10 protein-coding genes and 1 pseudogene are annotated in these 15,790 nt (G+C 73.5%); 5 read left to right on the top strand and 6 right to left on the bottom strand.

The window, feature by feature from the left end:
* Position 1: 1 nt before the first annotated feature.
* Both ACH4VO_RS23085 and ACH4VO_RS23080 read right to left on the bottom strand, forming a co-directional pair.
* Positions 2 to 1,084: a DUF2637 domain-containing protein gene (locus tag ACH4VO_RS23085; RefSeq protein ID WP_360990502.1), complete on the bottom strand. Its 1,083-nt coding sequence runs from the start codon at positions 1,082 to 1,084 to the stop codon at positions 2 to 4.
* A gap of 203 nt (positions 1,085 to 1,287) precedes the next feature.
* Positions 1,288 to 2,136 carry a (2Fe-2S)-binding protein gene (locus ACH4VO_RS23080; RefSeq protein ID WP_360990505.1) on the bottom strand — a complete coding sequence of 283 codons (849 nt, stop codon included), beginning with the start codon at positions 2,134 to 2,136 and terminating at the stop codon, positions 1,288 to 1,290.
* Between the two features lie 142 nt (positions 2,137 to 2,278).
* Between ACH4VO_RS23080 and ACH4VO_RS23075 the strand changes: the two genes are divergently transcribed.
* Positions 2,279 to 3,028 carry a GntR family transcriptional regulator gene (locus ACH4VO_RS23075; protein WP_360990508.1) on the top strand — a complete coding sequence of 250 codons (750 nt, stop codon included), beginning with the start codon at positions 2,279 to 2,281 and terminating at the stop codon, positions 3,026 to 3,028.
* Between the two features lie 69 nt (positions 3,029 to 3,097).
* On the opposite strand, the gene ACH4VO_RS23070 is transcribed toward ACH4VO_RS23075, so the two are convergent.
* Together ACH4VO_RS23070 and ACH4VO_RS23065 are read right to left on the bottom strand one after the other, a co-directional pair.
* Positions 3,098 to 3,880: a hypothetical protein gene (locus ACH4VO_RS23070; protein WP_360990570.1), complete on the bottom strand. Its 783-nt coding sequence runs from the start codon at positions 3,878 to 3,880 to the stop codon at positions 3,098 to 3,100.
* Between the two features lie 164 nt (positions 3,881 to 4,044).
* Positions 4,045 to 5,817: a PucR family transcriptional regulator ligand-binding domain-containing protein gene (locus ACH4VO_RS23065; protein WP_360990511.1), complete on the bottom strand. Its 1,773-nt coding sequence runs from the start codon at positions 5,815 to 5,817 to the stop codon at positions 4,045 to 4,047.
* Between the two features lie 268 nt (positions 5,818 to 6,085).
* On the opposite strand from ACH4VO_RS23065, the pseudogene ACH4VO_RS23060 reads away from it, so the two are divergent.
* The 3 genes and pseudogenes from ACH4VO_RS23060 to ACH4VO_RS23050 form a co-directional block, all read left to right on the top strand.
* A pseudogene (locus ACH4VO_RS23060) lies at positions 6,086 to 6,495 on the top strand (FAD binding domain-containing protein); the annotation flags it as partial.
* Positions 6,496 to 6,915: 420 nt separating this feature from the next.
* A complete protein-coding gene (locus ACH4VO_RS23055; protein WP_360990514.1) occupies positions 6,916 to 8,373 on the top strand; it encodes an NCS2 family permease in 1,458 nt (485 codons plus the stop codon).
* A gap of 185 nt (positions 8,374 to 8,558) precedes the next feature.
* Positions 8,559 to 12,311, top strand: a complete 3,753-nt coding sequence (locus ACH4VO_RS23050; protein WP_360990517.1) for a S8 family serine peptidase — start codon at positions 8,559 to 8,561, stop codon at positions 12,309 to 12,311.
* A 215-nt stretch (positions 12,312 to 12,526) separates the two neighbouring features.
* On the opposite strand, the gene ACH4VO_RS23045 is transcribed toward ACH4VO_RS23050, so the two are convergent.
* Both ACH4VO_RS23045 and ACH4VO_RS23040 read right to left on the bottom strand, forming a co-directional pair.
* Positions 12,527 to 14,086 carry a peptidoglycan-binding protein gene (locus ACH4VO_RS23045; protein WP_360990520.1) on the bottom strand — a complete coding sequence of 520 codons (1,560 nt, stop codon included), beginning with the start codon at positions 14,084 to 14,086 and terminating at the stop codon, positions 12,527 to 12,529.
* 379 nt (positions 14,087 to 14,465) lie between these two features.
* A complete protein-coding gene (locus ACH4VO_RS23040) occupies positions 14,466 to 15,212 on the bottom strand; it encodes a nitroreductase family protein (protein ID WP_360990523.1) in 747 nt (248 codons plus the stop codon).
* Positions 15,213 to 15,542: 330 nt separating this feature from the next.
* On the opposite strand from ACH4VO_RS23040, the gene ACH4VO_RS23035 reads away from it, so the two are divergent.
* Positions 15,543 to 15,776, top strand: coding sequence for an acyl carrier protein (locus ACH4VO_RS23035; RefSeq protein ID WP_360990527.1), 234 nt, complete (start codon positions 15,543 to 15,545; stop codon positions 15,774 to 15,776).
* The last annotated feature ends 14 nt before the right edge of the window (positions 15,777 to 15,790 follow it).

The following is a 15,790-nucleotide window of genomic DNA, read 5'->3' as shown; positions in this document are numbered from 1 at the left end:
CTCAGCCGAACTGCCGCTCCAGGTTCTGGAGTTTCTGCTCCAGCGAGTCGAGCCGGGGCAGGGCCTGCGTGTCGTCGTCACCGGCAGCGGGATCGACGGCGTCGCCGCCCGCTGTCCGCGCCGACGGCCTCGTGGAGCCGGAGCCGTCCGCCGTGTGCAGGGACGGGCGGGAGCTGAGGGGCAGTCGGCCCGGTTCCGGCACGGGGGCGGCGACGGCAGGGACGGCGCCGACCGCTGGGGCGGAGACGGCCTGGGTGTCCATCCGGTGACCGAACCGGGCCCCGCGTCCCCACCGGTTCTGCCGGTTCAGGGCCTTGATGCGGGCCCGGTCCAGCTTCGCCCGTTCCCTCCTGCGATGCCGGTCCTCCTCCTTCTCCTGACGGTCCTCGCGCACGTTGTCCACCGCTTCGTCCAGGGTGCGTACGCCCTCCAGGAGCATCAGCGACCAGGCGCCGAAGGTCTCCCTGGGGGCGCGCAGCCACCGTACGATCCGGATCTGCGGCAGGGGGCGGGGCACCAGGCCCTGCTCGCGCAGGGCCGCCCGCCGGGTCTGCTTCAGCGCGCGGTCGAACAGTACGGCCGCCGAGAGGGACATCCCGGCGAAGAAGTGGGGGGCGCCGGCGTGTTCCATGCCGCGCGGCGCGTGCACCCAGTTGAACCAGGCGGCGGCGCAGGCGAACGTCCACACGAGCAGCCGGGAGCCCAGCGCGGCGTCACCGTGGCTCGCTTCGCGCACCGCGAGTACCGAACAGAACATCGCGGCCCCGTCGAGACCGAACGGCACCAGGTACTCCCATCCTCCACCGAGGCTGAGGTTTTGCCGGCCGAAGCCGACCAGCCCGTGGAAGGAGAGGGCCGCCGCGACCGCGGCACAGCAGAACAGCAGGACGTACGAGGCAGTGGCGTAGAGCGCCTCCTTGCGCCTGCGGCGCTCCTCGCTGCGTTCCCAGCTGTCGTCAGCCGTGGCGCCGGCCTTCTCGGCGGCGCGCCTGGCCCGCGCGACCACCGTCACCGCCACCAGAGCCCCCACGAGCAGCACGGCGCCGGGAAGCAGCCAGTCGAGTGAGAGGTCGGTCAATCTCATGCGCGGTCCCTTGCGTCACGTGAGGCGTTTCGGGCGCCAGTGTGGCGGAAAGACCTGTCCTCCCACGGGTTTTCGGGGCAAGGGGCCACCGACGGGGTGCGCGGGTTCCCCTATGGAGGGAAAGTCCTCGAAATCCCTTGCGAGAGTACCGAGTTGCGTTCGAATCGCGACCCCCCGGCAGGGTGGTGCGAGCGGCCGTACGCTCAGGGCGCGGGCGTCAGTTTCCGGACGCGGTCGGCGTCACAGGTGCGCGGACAGGTGACGCAGGTGTCCTCGGGCCGCAGTGTGTAGAAGAGGCAGCAGCTCGCCCGGTCGCGGGTCGGCAGGGACGCGCCGTCGGGGCCCGTCAGTTCGCGGAAGCCGGCGGCGCCCACGTACGGGCCGGTGGTGCCCGGCAGCAGCAGTTCGAGCTCGCTCATCGCGCGGCGCTCCTCGCCGAGCAGGTGGGCGATGTACCAGAGCCCCTCGACGATCTCGTCGGTGGCCATGCCCCAGAGGGCGCGCCTGCCGCGCCGCATGCGCGGCCCGAAGCCCTCCAGCACCGGACCGAGGTGCTCCGCCACCGCGTCCAGCACCTCCGCACGCAGCGCCGCCTCGTCCGGCACGACCCGGGCGCCCGGGAGGGAAGCCGCAGGGTCGTCCGGCAGGCAGGCGAACTTCCTTACGCGGGCGGTCAGGTGGCCCCGTTCCCGGTGGAAGAAGACGTCCCGCACGGGGACCCGGGGGACCCGGCGGTCCAGGAACCACGGCACGGTCACCAGCAGGCAGGCCGGCCAGGCGTAGCGGTGCAGGCCGAAGCCGGCCACCACGTCGGGGCGGGCCCGGGTGCCGTAGTCCCGCAGCACCTGCGCGTCGTCCTCGGCCAGGAAGGCGTCCAACGCCCCGCCACCCTCCGCGAGCTCGGCCGCGCCGATCCAGCCACTGCCCGAGGGCGCGGCGTCGTCGTCGGCGAGCGCCTCGGCCCGCAGGCCGGGGAAGGCCTCGGTGAGGCGCGCGTACGCCGGGGCCACGGGGGACGGCGGGGCTGCGGTGAGCAGGGCGGGCACGGTCATGCGGGGACCACCGAATCACGATCTTCAACAGGTAAGCCTTACCTTACCCGAATGGGTCGGTGTGTGAACCTCGGCCCGCTCCGCCTATCGTGCACAGGGGCCCGGCGCACGTGAGCCGGGCCCGCCGGTACGAGGAGGTCCAGTGGAGCAGGGCAGAGCCCGTGAGGACGTACGGCCGCCGTACGCGTACGAGGCGACCCCGCCCGAGGTCCGCGTGCCCGAGCAGGTGCGCGGCGAGCACACCCACAGCGAGCCGCCCGCGCCCCGTGTGGTGCAGCGGCACTCGGTGCGCGGCCAGGTCCTGGACGCCCTGCGCGCCGCCCTCGTCGGCGGCGAGCTGGTTCCCGGGCAGGTCTACTCGGCCCCGGCACTCGGCGCCCGCTTCGGCGTCTCGGCCACACCGGTGCGCGAGGCGATGCAGCAGCTCGCCTCCGAGGGCGCCGTCGAGGTCGTGCCGAACCGCGGCTTCCGGGTCAGCAGTCGCGGTCCCCGCGAACTGGCCGAGCTCGCCGAGGTGCGCGCCCTGATCGAGGTCCCCGTGATGCTGCGGCTCGCCCGCACCGTCCCGGCCGGCAGCTGGTGCGCTCTGCGCCCGCTGGCCGACGCCACCGTCGCGGCCGCCGCCGTCGGCGACCGGGCGAGCTACGCGGAGTGCGACCGCGCCTTCCACCGTGCCGTGCTCGCGCTCGCGGGCAACGAACAACTCGTGGCCGTCGCCGACGACCTGCACCGCCGGTCCCAGTGGCCGCTGGTCAGCAACCCGGCCACGCGCCGGGCCGACCTGCTCGCCGACGCCTCGGAGCACACCGCGCTCCTGGACGCGCTCGTCGCCCGGGACCTCGCGGTGGTGCAGTCCCTCGTGCGCGAACACTTCACCGGCGCCGACCGCTGAGACCGCGGGATCACGGCGGCGACCGGCGAGGCCGCTGAAGCCGGTGAGGCCGCCGGACGTCAGACCCGTTCAGTTGGCCTCGGCGGTCTCCGGGCCGGGTGGCTCCAGCCGTGGCGCCAGCCATGTCGGTACCCCGCCGAGCAGGCGGAACAGCCGGCCGGCCTCGGCGCGCAGCCGGGCCGCCTCGGTGCCCGTCTCCGTGTCCGCGAGCGAGATGAGGGCCGGGGCCGTGCCGACGAGGTAGCCGAGCTCCTCCCTGATCCGCAGGGACTCCGCGAAGCCGTGCCGTGCCTCCGCGAGTTCGCCCTCGCGCAGCGCCAGCGAGGCGAGGTGCCGCCAGGTGGAGGAGAGCAGCAGTTCGTCGCCCTGGGCCAGCGCTCCGGCGTGGGCCCTGCGGTAGGCCGCGAGGGCGGACTGGGGCGCGTCGGCGATGTTCTGGGCGATCAGGCCCCGGCGCAGGTCCAGCACGGGGCGGCCGGGGGCCGTGGGGGAGAGCAGCGCCGCCGCCCGGCTCAGCGCCACACTGGCCTCGTCGGCCCGGTCGCGTACGCCGAGGAGGGTGGAGGCGTAGGCGAGGTAGCCACGCTCGCAGGCGGCCGTGCCGCGTTCGGTGTCGTCGTGGGCGAGTGCCTCGGCCGTGCGCAGCGCGTCCTCCGCGTCGGTCCAGCCGGTGCCGGTGTAGAGGCACCGCTCGATCAGCAGGGAGGTGCGCTGCAGTGCGGCGGCCGGGTCGGCCGACGCGTCGGGTTCGAGCAGCGCGGCCGCGTCGGTCCAGCAGGCGCGTGAACGCAGCCGCCATACGGCTGTCTGGAGCGGCGGATCGTCGTCTGCTGTCGTTCCGGTGCCGGACATGGCGGTATGCGCCACATTGCCCTCCCCGAGCGCGCCATCGAGCTGTTGGGTCCTGGCGCATCTCAGCACGGATCGGCACGCCGGGCCAAGGGGTCGGATCAATGTCAGGTGAAAGATTTCACAATCGCCAGGAGCCCCTCCGGGTGCCCGAAGGGCCCCGGAGCTCAGCTCATACGCAGGGCGAGGAAGAAGTCGAGCTTGTCCTCGAGGCGCGAAAGGTCACGCCCCGTCAACTGCTCGATTCGTCCGACGCGGTAGCGCAGCGTGTTGACGTGCAGGTGCAGCCGGGCGGCGCAGCGGGTCCACGAGCCGTCGCTGTCCAGGAAGGCCTCCAGCGTCTCGACCAGCTCGGCGCGGTGGCGCCGGTCGTAGTCGCGCAGCGGGTCGAGGAGGCGGGCGGTGAAGGCGCGGCGGACGTCGTCCGGCACGAAGGGCAGCAGCAGGACGTGCGAGGCGAGCTCGTGGTGACCGGCGGCGCAGACCCGGCCCGGGCGGGCCGCCGCGACCCGGCGGGCGTGCCGGGCCTCCTCCAGCGCCCCCCGCAGCCCTTCGGCGGAGTGCACGGCGGCGCTGACACCCAGGGTCAGGCGGCCGTCGTCCGCCAGCCCCGCGGAGAGCGGTTCACGGACCCCGGCGAGCAGCGCGTCGGCGTGGAGCGCGGCGTCCTCCCGCCGCGGGGCGTCCGCTGCGGCGGCGGGCCGGCCCGCCTCGCCCGCGCCACCGGCCGGCCCGGTGCCCGCGGTGTCCTCGGCGGACCCGGCGGCCGGGGCGGCGGAGACGGCAGGCAGCGGCACGAGCGCCACGGCCTCGTCGCCGGTGTGCGCCACGGCGATCCGGTCCGTGGAGTCGGGGCCGGCCACCACGGGGTCGACCAGGATCTCCTCCAGCAGGGCCTGAGCGGCCCGGCTGCCCGACGGGTCCCCGGCCGGGGCCTGCCCGGCCCACTCGACCCGGGCCACGACGACCTGCCAGTGCGGGGCCGTACCCAGACCGGGCAGCAGGACCGGGGCGGCCACCCGCAGCCTGGCGGCGATCTCGGCCGGGGCCGCGCCCGTCCGGACAAGCTCCAGGACCTCCTGGGCGAGCCGGCGGCGTACCGTCCTGGCGGCGTCGCGGCGGTCACGTTCGACCGCGATCAGCTGGGTGACGCCCTGGAGCAGGTCCAGCCGGGCGGCCCGCCAGTCGCCCGCGTCGGCCTCGACGGCCAGCAGCCAGTCCGAGAGGAGCGACTCACGCACGTCATGGGGCGGGACGGGGTCCACGCCCCGCCCGCTGTTCCGGATCGGGAACAGCGAATACGTCGTGCCGTCGACCTCCGCGCGGTACGGGCCCGGGCGGCCGGTGCGCGTGGCGGCGAGGTGCCGACCGGCGAGCGCCGCGCCGACGTGGGCGGCCAGCGGTTCTCCCGCCCCGGCGATCTGGCGCCCGGTGGGGGAGAGGACCCAGGCCCGCAGATCCAGGTCGGAGGTGAGCAGGTCGAGGACGACCTCGGGTCCGCCGCCCGCCGGCCCCGAGGTCATCAGCCGGCGGTGCCGGTCGACGACGGCGGCCAGGTCCCCGGCCCGCTCGCCGGACACCTGGCGCACGACGTGCTCGGTGATCGTCGCGAACGCGACGGTCTCGTGCACGGCGAAGAGCGGCAGCCGGTGCTTCAGGCACGCCTCGACCAGGTCGTCGGGGACGGGCCCCAGCTCCGCCTCGCCCGCGGCGAGGCCCGCGACCCCGGCGCCCGTCAGGATCCGGACGAAGGGTTCGGAGTCCGAGGCGTCCCGGCGCCAGGCCATGCCCGTCAGGACCAGCTCGCCGCCGGAGAGATAGCGGCTGGGGTCGCGCAGGTCGGTCGTCATGACGCCCCGGACCGAACGGTCCAGCTCGTCCTCCCCACCGAGCAGCCGCAGGCCCAGCGCGTCGGTGTCCAGCAGTGCGCGGAGCCGCATCGTCGGTTGCCGCCGATCTTCTTGGTTGGGGCGGGGAACAGGTGGGGATACCCGGACACCGCCGTGCGGTTGCCGATACCCGCCATTCGTTCGAATCTACAAGACGAGGACGGGGGCCAGCCAATTCCTTCATGGTTTCGGTGACTGCACCGGGTGGACCCAGGCTTGTGTACTGGCTCACACACCGCGTGAACAGGACATGAACGGCAGGGTCAGGGCGGGACGCCCGCCAGCTCCGGCGAACGACCGATCGAGAAGAGAGCCATCCATGGACGTCCTTCGCCCCGCCGGCCGGAAGGAGGCGCTCGTTGCCGAGACCGGGCACCCGGCGGCGTTGCCCCTCGTGGGCCGCACCGACGTCAGGGGCGGGATCACCTTCGGCCACCGGGCGGCCCGCGTACCGCATGGGCCTGAACCGCGTCGCCGAACGGTTGGAGGGGTACGTGGGCCAGGCCCCCGTACGGCTCGGTGCCTCCGTCCCCCGTAGCACCGTCATGAAGCACCTCGGCACCGACCTGCCCGTCTCGCCCCCGCCTCCCGCACGGTCGCCTCGTCGCAGCTCCGCACCCGCGGCGGGACCGGCGGCGACCTGGGCACCGCCTCACCCGCGGGCGACGCCCGCGCGGCGCTGCCTGCCGCGGGCGCGAGGTGGAGGTGGCGTCCGCACGGGCGACGCGCTTCCCCGACCCGCCGCCTCTCCCGGCCGGCATGCTCCAACTCGCCGCCGACCACGCCCCGTACGTGCTGCGCGGTGCCGGCGAGGCTCCCACCCTGTCGTCCACCCCGGCCGTCCTCGCGGCGATCCGGAAGGCGACGGGACTCCAGCTCACCAGGACAGCTCACCAGGACCCCGGTGCGCCCCGGGCGCTTCACCGCTACCTGACGAGCTGCCCCACCCCTCCGGGCGGTGCGCAGCCGGCCGTGCACGTCGCACGTTCGCGCCGCGCACCGTCCGGGGCTCCTCGCACCACCGCTCAGCCGGCACCACGTAGTTCGTCTCGGGCCGTCCCCCGGGTCGTGCCGCCGCGCAGTCGTCCCACATCCCGCAGTCACGCAGCTCCACGCGGGTGCCCCTGTGAACCTCGGGAGTCAGGCAACATGACCCAGCAGTCAGTGGAATCCAGGACGAGCGCGCACGACGCGGGCCCCGACCCGCGCGTACCCGCCGGACGGTCCTGGCCCGACCGGTACTTCCACATCTCCGAAAGGGGATCGACCGTCGCGCGTGAGGTGCGCGGCGGTGTCACGACCTTCATGGCGATGGCGTACATCCTCCTGCTCAACCCGCTCATCCTGGGCGGCAAGGACGTCGACGGGCAGGTGCTCGGGCAGGCCGGACTGATCACCGCCACCGCCCTCGCGGCGGCGGCCACCACCCTGCTGATGGGCTTCGTCGGCAAGGTCCCCCTCGCGCTCGCCGCCGGTCTGAGCGTGTCCGGGGTGCTCGCCTCGCAGGTCGCCCCCGCCATGACCTGGCCCCAGGCCATGGGCATGTGCGTGGTGTACGGCGTCGTGATCTGCCTGCTGGTCGTCACCGGACTGCGCGAGCTGATCATGAACGCGATCCCACTCGCGCTGAAGCACGGCATCACCATCGGCATCGGCCTCTTCATCGCCCTCATCGGGCTGTTCAAGGCCGGCTTCGTCCACAAGGGAACGGCCACCCCGCTCTCCCTCGGCCCGGCCGGCGAGCTCGCGGGCTGGCCCGTACTCGTCTTCGCCGTGACCCTGCTGCTCATCTTCATGCTGCAGGCGCGCGACGTCCCCGGCGCGATCCTGATCGGTATCGTCGTCGGCACCGTGGCCGCGGTCGTGGTCAACGCCGTCGCGGACATCGACCCGAAGTCCTGGAGCAGCGGTCCGCCCGAGCTGAGCGGCGGCGCGGTCTCCTCACCGGACTTCTCCCTCTTCGGGAACGTCGATTTCGGCGGCTGGGGCGACGTCGGTGTCATGACGGTCGGCATGATCGTCTTCACGCTGGTGCTGGCCGGTTTCTTCGACGCCATGGCCACCATCATCGGCGTCGGTACCGAGGCGGAGCTCGCGGACGACAAGGGCCGGATGCCGGGCCTGTCCAAGGCACTGTTCATCGACGGAGCGGGCGGTGCGATCGGCGGTGTCGCCGGAGGCTCCGGCCAGACCGTGTTCGTCGAGTCGGCGACCGGGGTGGGGGAGGGCGCACGCACCGGGCTCGCCTCCGTCGTCACGGGTCTGTTCTTCGCCGCCTGCCTCTTCTTCACCCCGCTCACGGCGATCGTGCCGGCCGAGGTCGCCTCCGCGGCCCTGGTCGTGATCGGCGCCATGATGATGCAGAACGCCCGGCACGTCGACTGGAGCGACCGCTCCGTCGCCGTTCCGGTCTTCCTCACCGTGGTCCTGATGCCGTTCACGTACACCATCACCACCGGGGTGGCCGCGGGCGTCATCGCGTACTCCGCCATCAAGCTCGCGCAGGGCAGGGCCCGTGAGGTCGGCGTCTTCATGTGGCTCCTCACGCTGGTCTTCCTGGTCTACTTCGCCCTGAACCCCCTCGAGAGCTGGCTGGGCGTCACGTGACGTAGCCAGGGCTGCCCCGGTACGCGGTCGATCCCGCGTGCCCGGTGTCCGCCGCCCCCGCCGGCGCGGGCCGCCGCCGTGCTGGTGCCCCGGTGCCCGGTTCGTCCCGGGCGGGTAGCCGCCACGGCGGTTTCACGCCAGCGAGAAGCCGTCTGCGGCCCGGCGTTTACCGGTAGATCAGCTGCATGACATTTTCCCTCTCCTCCGTTTCCGGCCGGGCGAGACCCGCTCGCGCGGCACGCAGGGCTCTGCTCATAGCGACCTCGGTCGCCCTCGTGAGCGGCGTCATGCTCCCCGCGGCGGGCTCCGCCACCGCCGCTCAGCAGCCCCCGGCCGAGGACCGCCACGCGGCCCCGGTCAGTGAGTACGACATCACCCTGCTCACCGGGGACGTCGTCCACTACTCCGACGGCGCGGGCGACCAGGACACCGTCACCGTGGACCGGCCCGACGGCGCCACGGGCGGAGTCCACGTGCAGCAGGCCGGGGAGGACATCTACGTCCTGCCCGACGAGGCGAGCGCCCTCATCGCGGCGGGGAAGCTCGACCGCCGGCTGTTCGACGTCTCCACGCTGGTGCGGATGGGCTACGACGACAAGCGCTCCGGCGGCATCCCGCTGATCGCCACCTACCCGGCGGGCACGGCGCGTTCGCTGCCCGCCGCACCGCGCGGCAGCAGGACCGTCCGGCACCTGGAGTCGATCCGGGGCGCGGCCCTGAAGGCCGACAAGGACGACGCCCGCGCCTTCTGGAGCGACATCACCCGCGGGGCGAAGAGCCGGACGCTGGACAACGGCATCGCCGAGCTGTGGCTCGACGGCCGGGCCGAGGCCGCGCTCAAGGACTCGGTACCCCAGGTCAACGCCCCGCAGGCCTGGGCGGCCGGCTACGACGGCAAGGGCACCACGGTCGCGGTCCTGGACACGGGCATCGACGCCACGCACCCGGACGTCAAGGACCGCGTCAGGAAGACCAGGAGCTTCGTCCCCGGCGAGGAGGTCACCGACAGAAACGGTCACGGCACGCACGTCGCCTCCACCATCGCCGGGTCGGGCGCGGCGTCGGGCGGCGCGAACAAGGGCGTCGCCCCCGCCGCCGACCTGATCGTCGGCAAGGTGCTCGGCGACGACGGCTCCGGCGCCGACTCCGGCATCATCGAGGCCATGGAGTGGGCCAAGGCCGAAGGCGCCGACGTCGTCTCCATGAGCCTCGGATCCAGCATCCCGGACGACGGGACCGACCCGATGGCGCAGGCGGTCGACGCCCTCTCCGCCGACGGCGGCCCGCTCTTCGTGATCGCCGCCGGCAACGCCTACGGCGCGGGCACCATCGGATCGCCCGGTTCCGCGGCCGAGGCGCTCACCGTCGCCGCCGTCGACAAGCAGGACAACCGCGCGGAGTTCTCCTCCATGGGCCCGCTCGTCAGGTCGCAGGGCCTGAAGCCCGACCTCTCCGCCCCGGGCGTCGGCATCGAGGCCGCCGCTTCCCAGTCGGTCCCCGGCATCGAGGGCATGTACCAGGAGATGTCCGGTACCTCGATGGCCACCCCGCACGTCGCGGGCGCCGCCGCCATCCTGAAGCAGCGTCACCCCGACTGGTCCGGTCAACGCGTCAAGGACGCGCTGATGACCTCCTCGAAGCTGCTGCCCGCCTACACACCGTACGAGCAGGGCACCGGCCGGCTCGACGTGAAGGCGGCGGTCGACACGACGGTCGAGGCCACCGGCTCCGTCGAGGTGGCTTCCTACGCCTGGCCGCACAGCGCGTCCGACCCGGTCGCCGAGCGCACGATCACCTACCGCAACACCGGGGCGCGTGACGTCACCCTCTCCGTGGCCACCGACACGGACTCCGCGGCCTACACGTTGTCCGCGTCCACGCTGACCGTCCCGGCGGGCTCCACCGCCGGGGTGGTGCTGTCGCTGGATCCCTCCCGGGTCCCGACCGGCACCCGGTTCTCCGGGCAGGTCGTCGCCGAGGACGCGGCCGGCACCGTCGTCGCGCACACCGGCTTCGCCATGGACAAGGAGCGGGAGCTCCACGACCTCACGCTGCGCATCCGCGACCGGTCCGGCGAACCGATGACCGGCAACGTCGTCATCGCCGAGCTCGGCGACCCCGAACTGAACGTCGTCGCGGTCCCGGGGGACACCACCCTGCGACTGCCGCCGGGCAACTACACCGCGTGGACCACGGTCGAGGTCGACGGCGACCGCGCCGACTCCAGGGCCGTGGCCTTCCTCGCCGCCCCCGAGACCGTCCTCGACGAGCCCACCACCGTCACCCTCGACGCGTCCAAGGCCCGTAAGGTCAGCGTGCGCACGCCCCGGGAGACCGAGAACCGCCAGCTGCGCTACGACATGGCGCGCACCGCCCCGAACGGCACCGTCCAGCGTGACGCCTACCAGATCCCGGCCGTGTACGACCAGCTGTGGGCGAGCCCCACGAAGAAGGTCACCGAGGGCGGCTTCAGCTTCCTGACCCGGTGGCGGCAGGGCGAGGAATTGATCGACGTGACGGCCGGCGGCCGTGACGTACCGGTCATCGTGCAGGGCGGATCCCCCGTCGCCGAGGACAGCCGGCGCAAGCTGGCCGCCGTGTACGCGGGCGACGGCGCGGTCTCCGACTACGAGGGCCTGCGCGTCAAGGGCAAGGCCGTCGTCATCGAGCGCAGCGACGCGGTGGCCCCCGCCGACCGGCTGGCCAACGCCCTCGCCGCGGGCGCGTCGGCGCTCCTCGTCGTCCACGACGGGGTGGGCGCGCTGCTGGAGGCCTACGCCCCGTACGGCACCGAGACCACCATCCCGGTCGTCTCCGCGCAGCGTCTCGCGGGCCGGCAGCTCGTGGAGACCGCTCGGCGGGGCGGGCTGATCTCCGTGGACCAGCGCAGGTTCGCGCGCTACGTCTACGACCTCGTCGACCGCCACGACGGAGCGATCCCGGACCGCTCCCTGGCCTACGCGCCCACCGGGCGGCAGCTGGCCGAGGTCGAGAACACCTTCTACGGCCACCGGGACACCCTCGGCGGCGGCTACCGCTACGACATCCCGGACTACGGTCCCGGGATCGGCTTCGAGGAGTACGAGAAGTTCCCCGGTACCCGCACCGAGTGGGTCACCCCTCTGCCGGGCGGTTCGTTCTGGTACGAGAACCACTCGGTCCTGAACCCGGAGACCTCCGAGACGCTGGCCGAGATGCGCAGCGGGCGCCTGGACTACGCGGCGGGCCGCACCTATCGCGACGAGTGGTTCGCGCCGGTCACCCGCCCGCGGCTGGGCACCGGTTTCTGGGGGCCCTTCCGCACCGCGTACGACGACATCCAGTTCAACATCACCCCGTGGACGGACTCCGGCGCCGGACACTCCGGTTCCATGCCCGCGGACGAGTACGACACGACCTCGTACGCCTTCTACCAGGGCGACACGCTGGTCAAGAAGGGACCGGGCCGGGCCGGTTACGCGTGGGACCTGTCCGAGGAGACGCTGCCCTACCGGCTGGTCGTCGACTCCGTGCGGGACGCGGACACCTGGAAGACCTCCACCCGCACCCACAGCTCCTGGGAGTTCGAGTCCGGAGCCCTCGACGGGAACGGTCCCGACCAGGTGGACATCCCGCTGCTCCAGCTGGACTTCGACGTCGACACCGACCTCGCCGGTGACGTCCGGGCCGGAACGTGGACCGAGATCGCCCTGGCCTCCGGAACGCAGGAGTGGCTGGAGGGGGCGGTGAGCGCCGACACCGCCTCTCTGTCGGTCAGTTACGACGACGGGGAGACCTGGAGCGCGGTGCGGCTGCGCGCGGGACAGGACGGTTCCTGGACCGCCCGCTTCAGGACGCCCGCCGAGGGTGCCTCCTTCGTCTCCCTCAGGGCGCACGCCGAGGCCGGCGGCGGACTGGCCGTCGACCAGGAGATCATCAGGGCCTTCGGCCTGAAGTGACCCGCCCGGCGCACGGGCGGCCCCGCTCCTGGGGCGTGTCGCGAAGGGAGCGTCGTCCGGCGTGAGCGGAGGCACAGCGCAGGGGCGCCCCGGTACGGAAGTACCGGGGCGCCCCCACAACGCGGCGAGCCGGAGGGCCGGGCGCCGCCCGGCGGACGGGACATGCCGTACACGCCCCGATCCCTCGGGGCCGGCGTGCGGCCGCCCGGCGCGGGTCAGCGGCCGGTCTGCAATGCCGCCCAGGTGCCGGCTCCCACGCTGCCGTCCACCGTCAGGCCGCGCGCCTTCTGGTACGCGCGGACGGCCGTGTCCGTCGCGGAGCCGAACGTCCCGTCGACGGCGACCGTCGTTCCGAGCGCGGCGGTCAGCGCACGCTGCAGCCGCTTCACCGCGTCGCCCGTGCTGCCCTTGGCGAGGGCCGGGGTGGTGCCCGCCGAGAGCAGGGCGGTCCACGTCCTCGGGCCGACCGTGCCGTCGGCGGTCAGCCCGCGGGCCGTCTGGAAGGCCTGCACGGCGCTCTTCGTCGCCGGGCCGAAGACCCCGTCGACGGCTCCCGCCTCGTAACCCTGGGTGTCGAGCAGTTGCTGGACGGCCCTGACCTGCGTGCCCGTCGAGCCCGACTGCTGGGTCGCGTACGAGGCGAAGGTCAGCCCGTCGCTCTCGCTCCCGCCGCCGCCCGTGCCCGTACCGGTGACGAGCTGCATGTAGGTCGTCCAGTTCCAGTGGGCACCCGGGTCGGTGTGGTCGTTCCCGGGGGCCTCGCTGTGCCCGATGATGTGCAACCGGTCCTTCGGGATGCCGTACCGGTCGCACAGGTGGGCGGTCAGCGCCGCCGAGGAGCGGTACATGGTGTCGGTGAACCACGACGGGTCGTCGATGAAGCCCTCGTGCTCGATGCCGAGCGACGAGGCGTTGGCACTCCTGGCGTGGTAGGCGGTGTCCTTGTCGCGCACCATCTGGGTGACCTCACCGTCCGAGGACCGGACGACGTAGTGGGAGCTGACCTGGGACGTGGCGTTCTGGAACCAGCTGATCGTGCCGGCGTACGAGCCCTGCATGACGTGGATGACGACCTTGTCGACCGTCGCCGTCCGGCCGGTGGCGTAGTTGGCGGACGCGGCGGGCACCCAGAAGGCCGAGGGGTAGTCGGGACTCGGCGTGGTCACCTGGGCGGTGGCCAGGTCACCCTTCTCCGGTGCGACGGGGCGGGAAGGCACCGAGACCCGTTCGCCCCCGCGGACCGTCGTGCGCAGGCCCTCGGCGAGGAAGGTGTAGACGGTGTCCGCGTAGAGGGCGGCGACCGGCCCCCGCGCCCCGCTGTAGCGGGCGACGGCCGGATACCAGGCGTCGATGTCCCGGCGTTCGGCCCCGTCCAGGCCGACTGCGTCGGCGTGGCTGCGCAGGACCGCCGCGCCGCCCAGGATGTTGGCCTCCGTGTCCTGGCGCAGGTCGGCCGCGGACTCGCCGGTCAGCGCGGCGGCCTTCTCCAGGGAGTGGTTGGCCGGGTTGCTGACGAGGTGCATCACGCCGTACCCGTTGGCCTGGCTGGGGCGCCCGGCGTGTCCGTCCAGATGCGTCTCTCCGTAACCGACGGCGGCGAGCAGATCCCGCGGTACGCCGAACTTCTCGGCCGCGCGGTCGAAGGCCTGGTTCATGGGCCGGGGGACGGCGGGCGTGGCGGGGGCCGGCCGGCCGGCGGCGACCAGGGTGGCGACGGCGAGGGCCGTCAGGACTGCTGCGCGTCGTGCGGTGTGGCCGGCGGGGCGTCGGGGCATACCTGCTCCTGGTCCGTGGGGGGAGAGGAAGACCCCCGGGCCCGGTGGGGTGGGCCGGGGGCCGTCGGGGGCGGCCAGGCTATCCAGCCGCCCGGGCCCGGACAACGGCGCCTCGCGGGGAGTAACTTGCCTTCACTCCAATGGAGTTGTGGCCATCGGGGCGTCCTCTGACGGGCCGTCGCCGTCCGGGCTGTCCCGCGGTTCCCGGTGGACCGGGCCGCGGCGTCGGATGCGGTGCGTCGCACGGCGGAGGAGCGTCCGCATACCGGATGTACGGGGACGCTCCGACAACGCGGCGCGGTGCCGTAGCTGACCCCGCGCGCCCGCCGGGAGCGGCGGGACAGCCCTCGGGCGCGGAGGGCTGCGGGGCGCTCCTACGTCACCAGCGGTCCCGGTGGATGACGTCGGCCACCGGCCGGCGCCGGACCGGACCGAAGTTGCCCTGCGGCCACCCCACCGGGACGGCGGCGAAGGTGTGGGTGTCGGCGGGGATGCCCAGCACCTCCTTCCACTCCTGCTCCAGCATCAGGTGCCAGATGGTGATGTTGGCGGCGAGCCCCAGCGCCCGCGCCGCGAGCAGGAGGTTCTGGACACCCGGATAGACGCAGGAGCCCTCCGCGAGTGCCTGGAAGCGCGTCTGCGTACGCGTCATGTGCTCGACCCCCGCCGGGCCGAGGGCCTGGGCGTAGAGCTGCAGGCCCTCCTCGTCGAACCGGGGCTCGGGGAACTTGTAGCAGGGGATGATCAGCGCCGGGGTGTCCGCGAAGTGGTCCCGCTGGTATTCGATGGCCGCGACCATCCGCCCGTACGCCGCGTCGTCCATGCCCTTCGGCGCGTGCTTCCCGGTCGTCGCCAGATAGGCGTCCACGCACCGCTTCCACAGGGGCGCCAGGCGGGCCATCATCTCGCGGCCGGTGACGACCACGTACTCGTAACACTGCATGTTGCCGCCGCTGGGCCCCCAGACGGCGGCCTGTATGAGCTGTTCGAGCGTCTCGTCCGGCACGGGGTCCGGCTTGAGGCGGCGCATGGCGCGCATGGTGGACATGGTCGCGAAGAGGCCGGGCCCGTCGAGCGCGGGGCCTTGGGCCGCGGACGTGCCGGCCTGAACGGTTTCGAAGGTCATGATCGCGGAGTGTACGGCTCAAGCCCGGTCACCGGCAGTCCCGTTGGGCACCGGAGGCGGGTGCGGGCCGGAGCCGTCGGAGCCGCGCCGCCGTCCCGGCCCGTGCGGCCCCGCACCGGGCCCCGTCCCGCATCCGCCGGGTCGTCCGCCGCCGGGGCCCGCCGGAATCGCACACCTGCCCGTCCCCCCTCCTCACGGGGGAACGGGGCCCCGGGATCCGGCCGCGAAGGCGTATAAAGGGTCCCTCCCGAGCAGCCGGCGTCCCCCGATGGCCATCTCACCCACCACGCGGCCGGCGTCACCGCGTACCGAGAGCGGAGGAGCGTCCCCATGAGCACCTCGGAAGAGATCAGCGCCTTGCTCGTCACCAGGTTCGGGACCGATCCCGAGGCCATCCGGCCCGAGGTGCCGCTCCGTCAGCTGCGGTTGGACTCACTCGCCCTGGAGGAGCTGCGGCTGCTCATCGAGGACCGCATGGACATCGACCTGGAGGACGTCGCCCTGTCCTCGCGCGACACCGTCGGCCGGCTCGTCGCGGCCGTGAGCAGCAAGGCCGGCGCGTGAGCGGCCGGGGGCCG

This window comes from Streptomyces sp. NPDC020780 (genome assembly GCF_044334475.1).
In the GTDB taxonomy this organism is placed as follows: Bacteria; Actinomycetota; Actinomycetes; order Streptomycetales; family Streptomycetaceae; genus Streptomyces.
The sequence above is the reverse complement of the archived record's forward strand: the minus strand, read 5'-3'. Positions and strand labels throughout refer to the sequence as shown.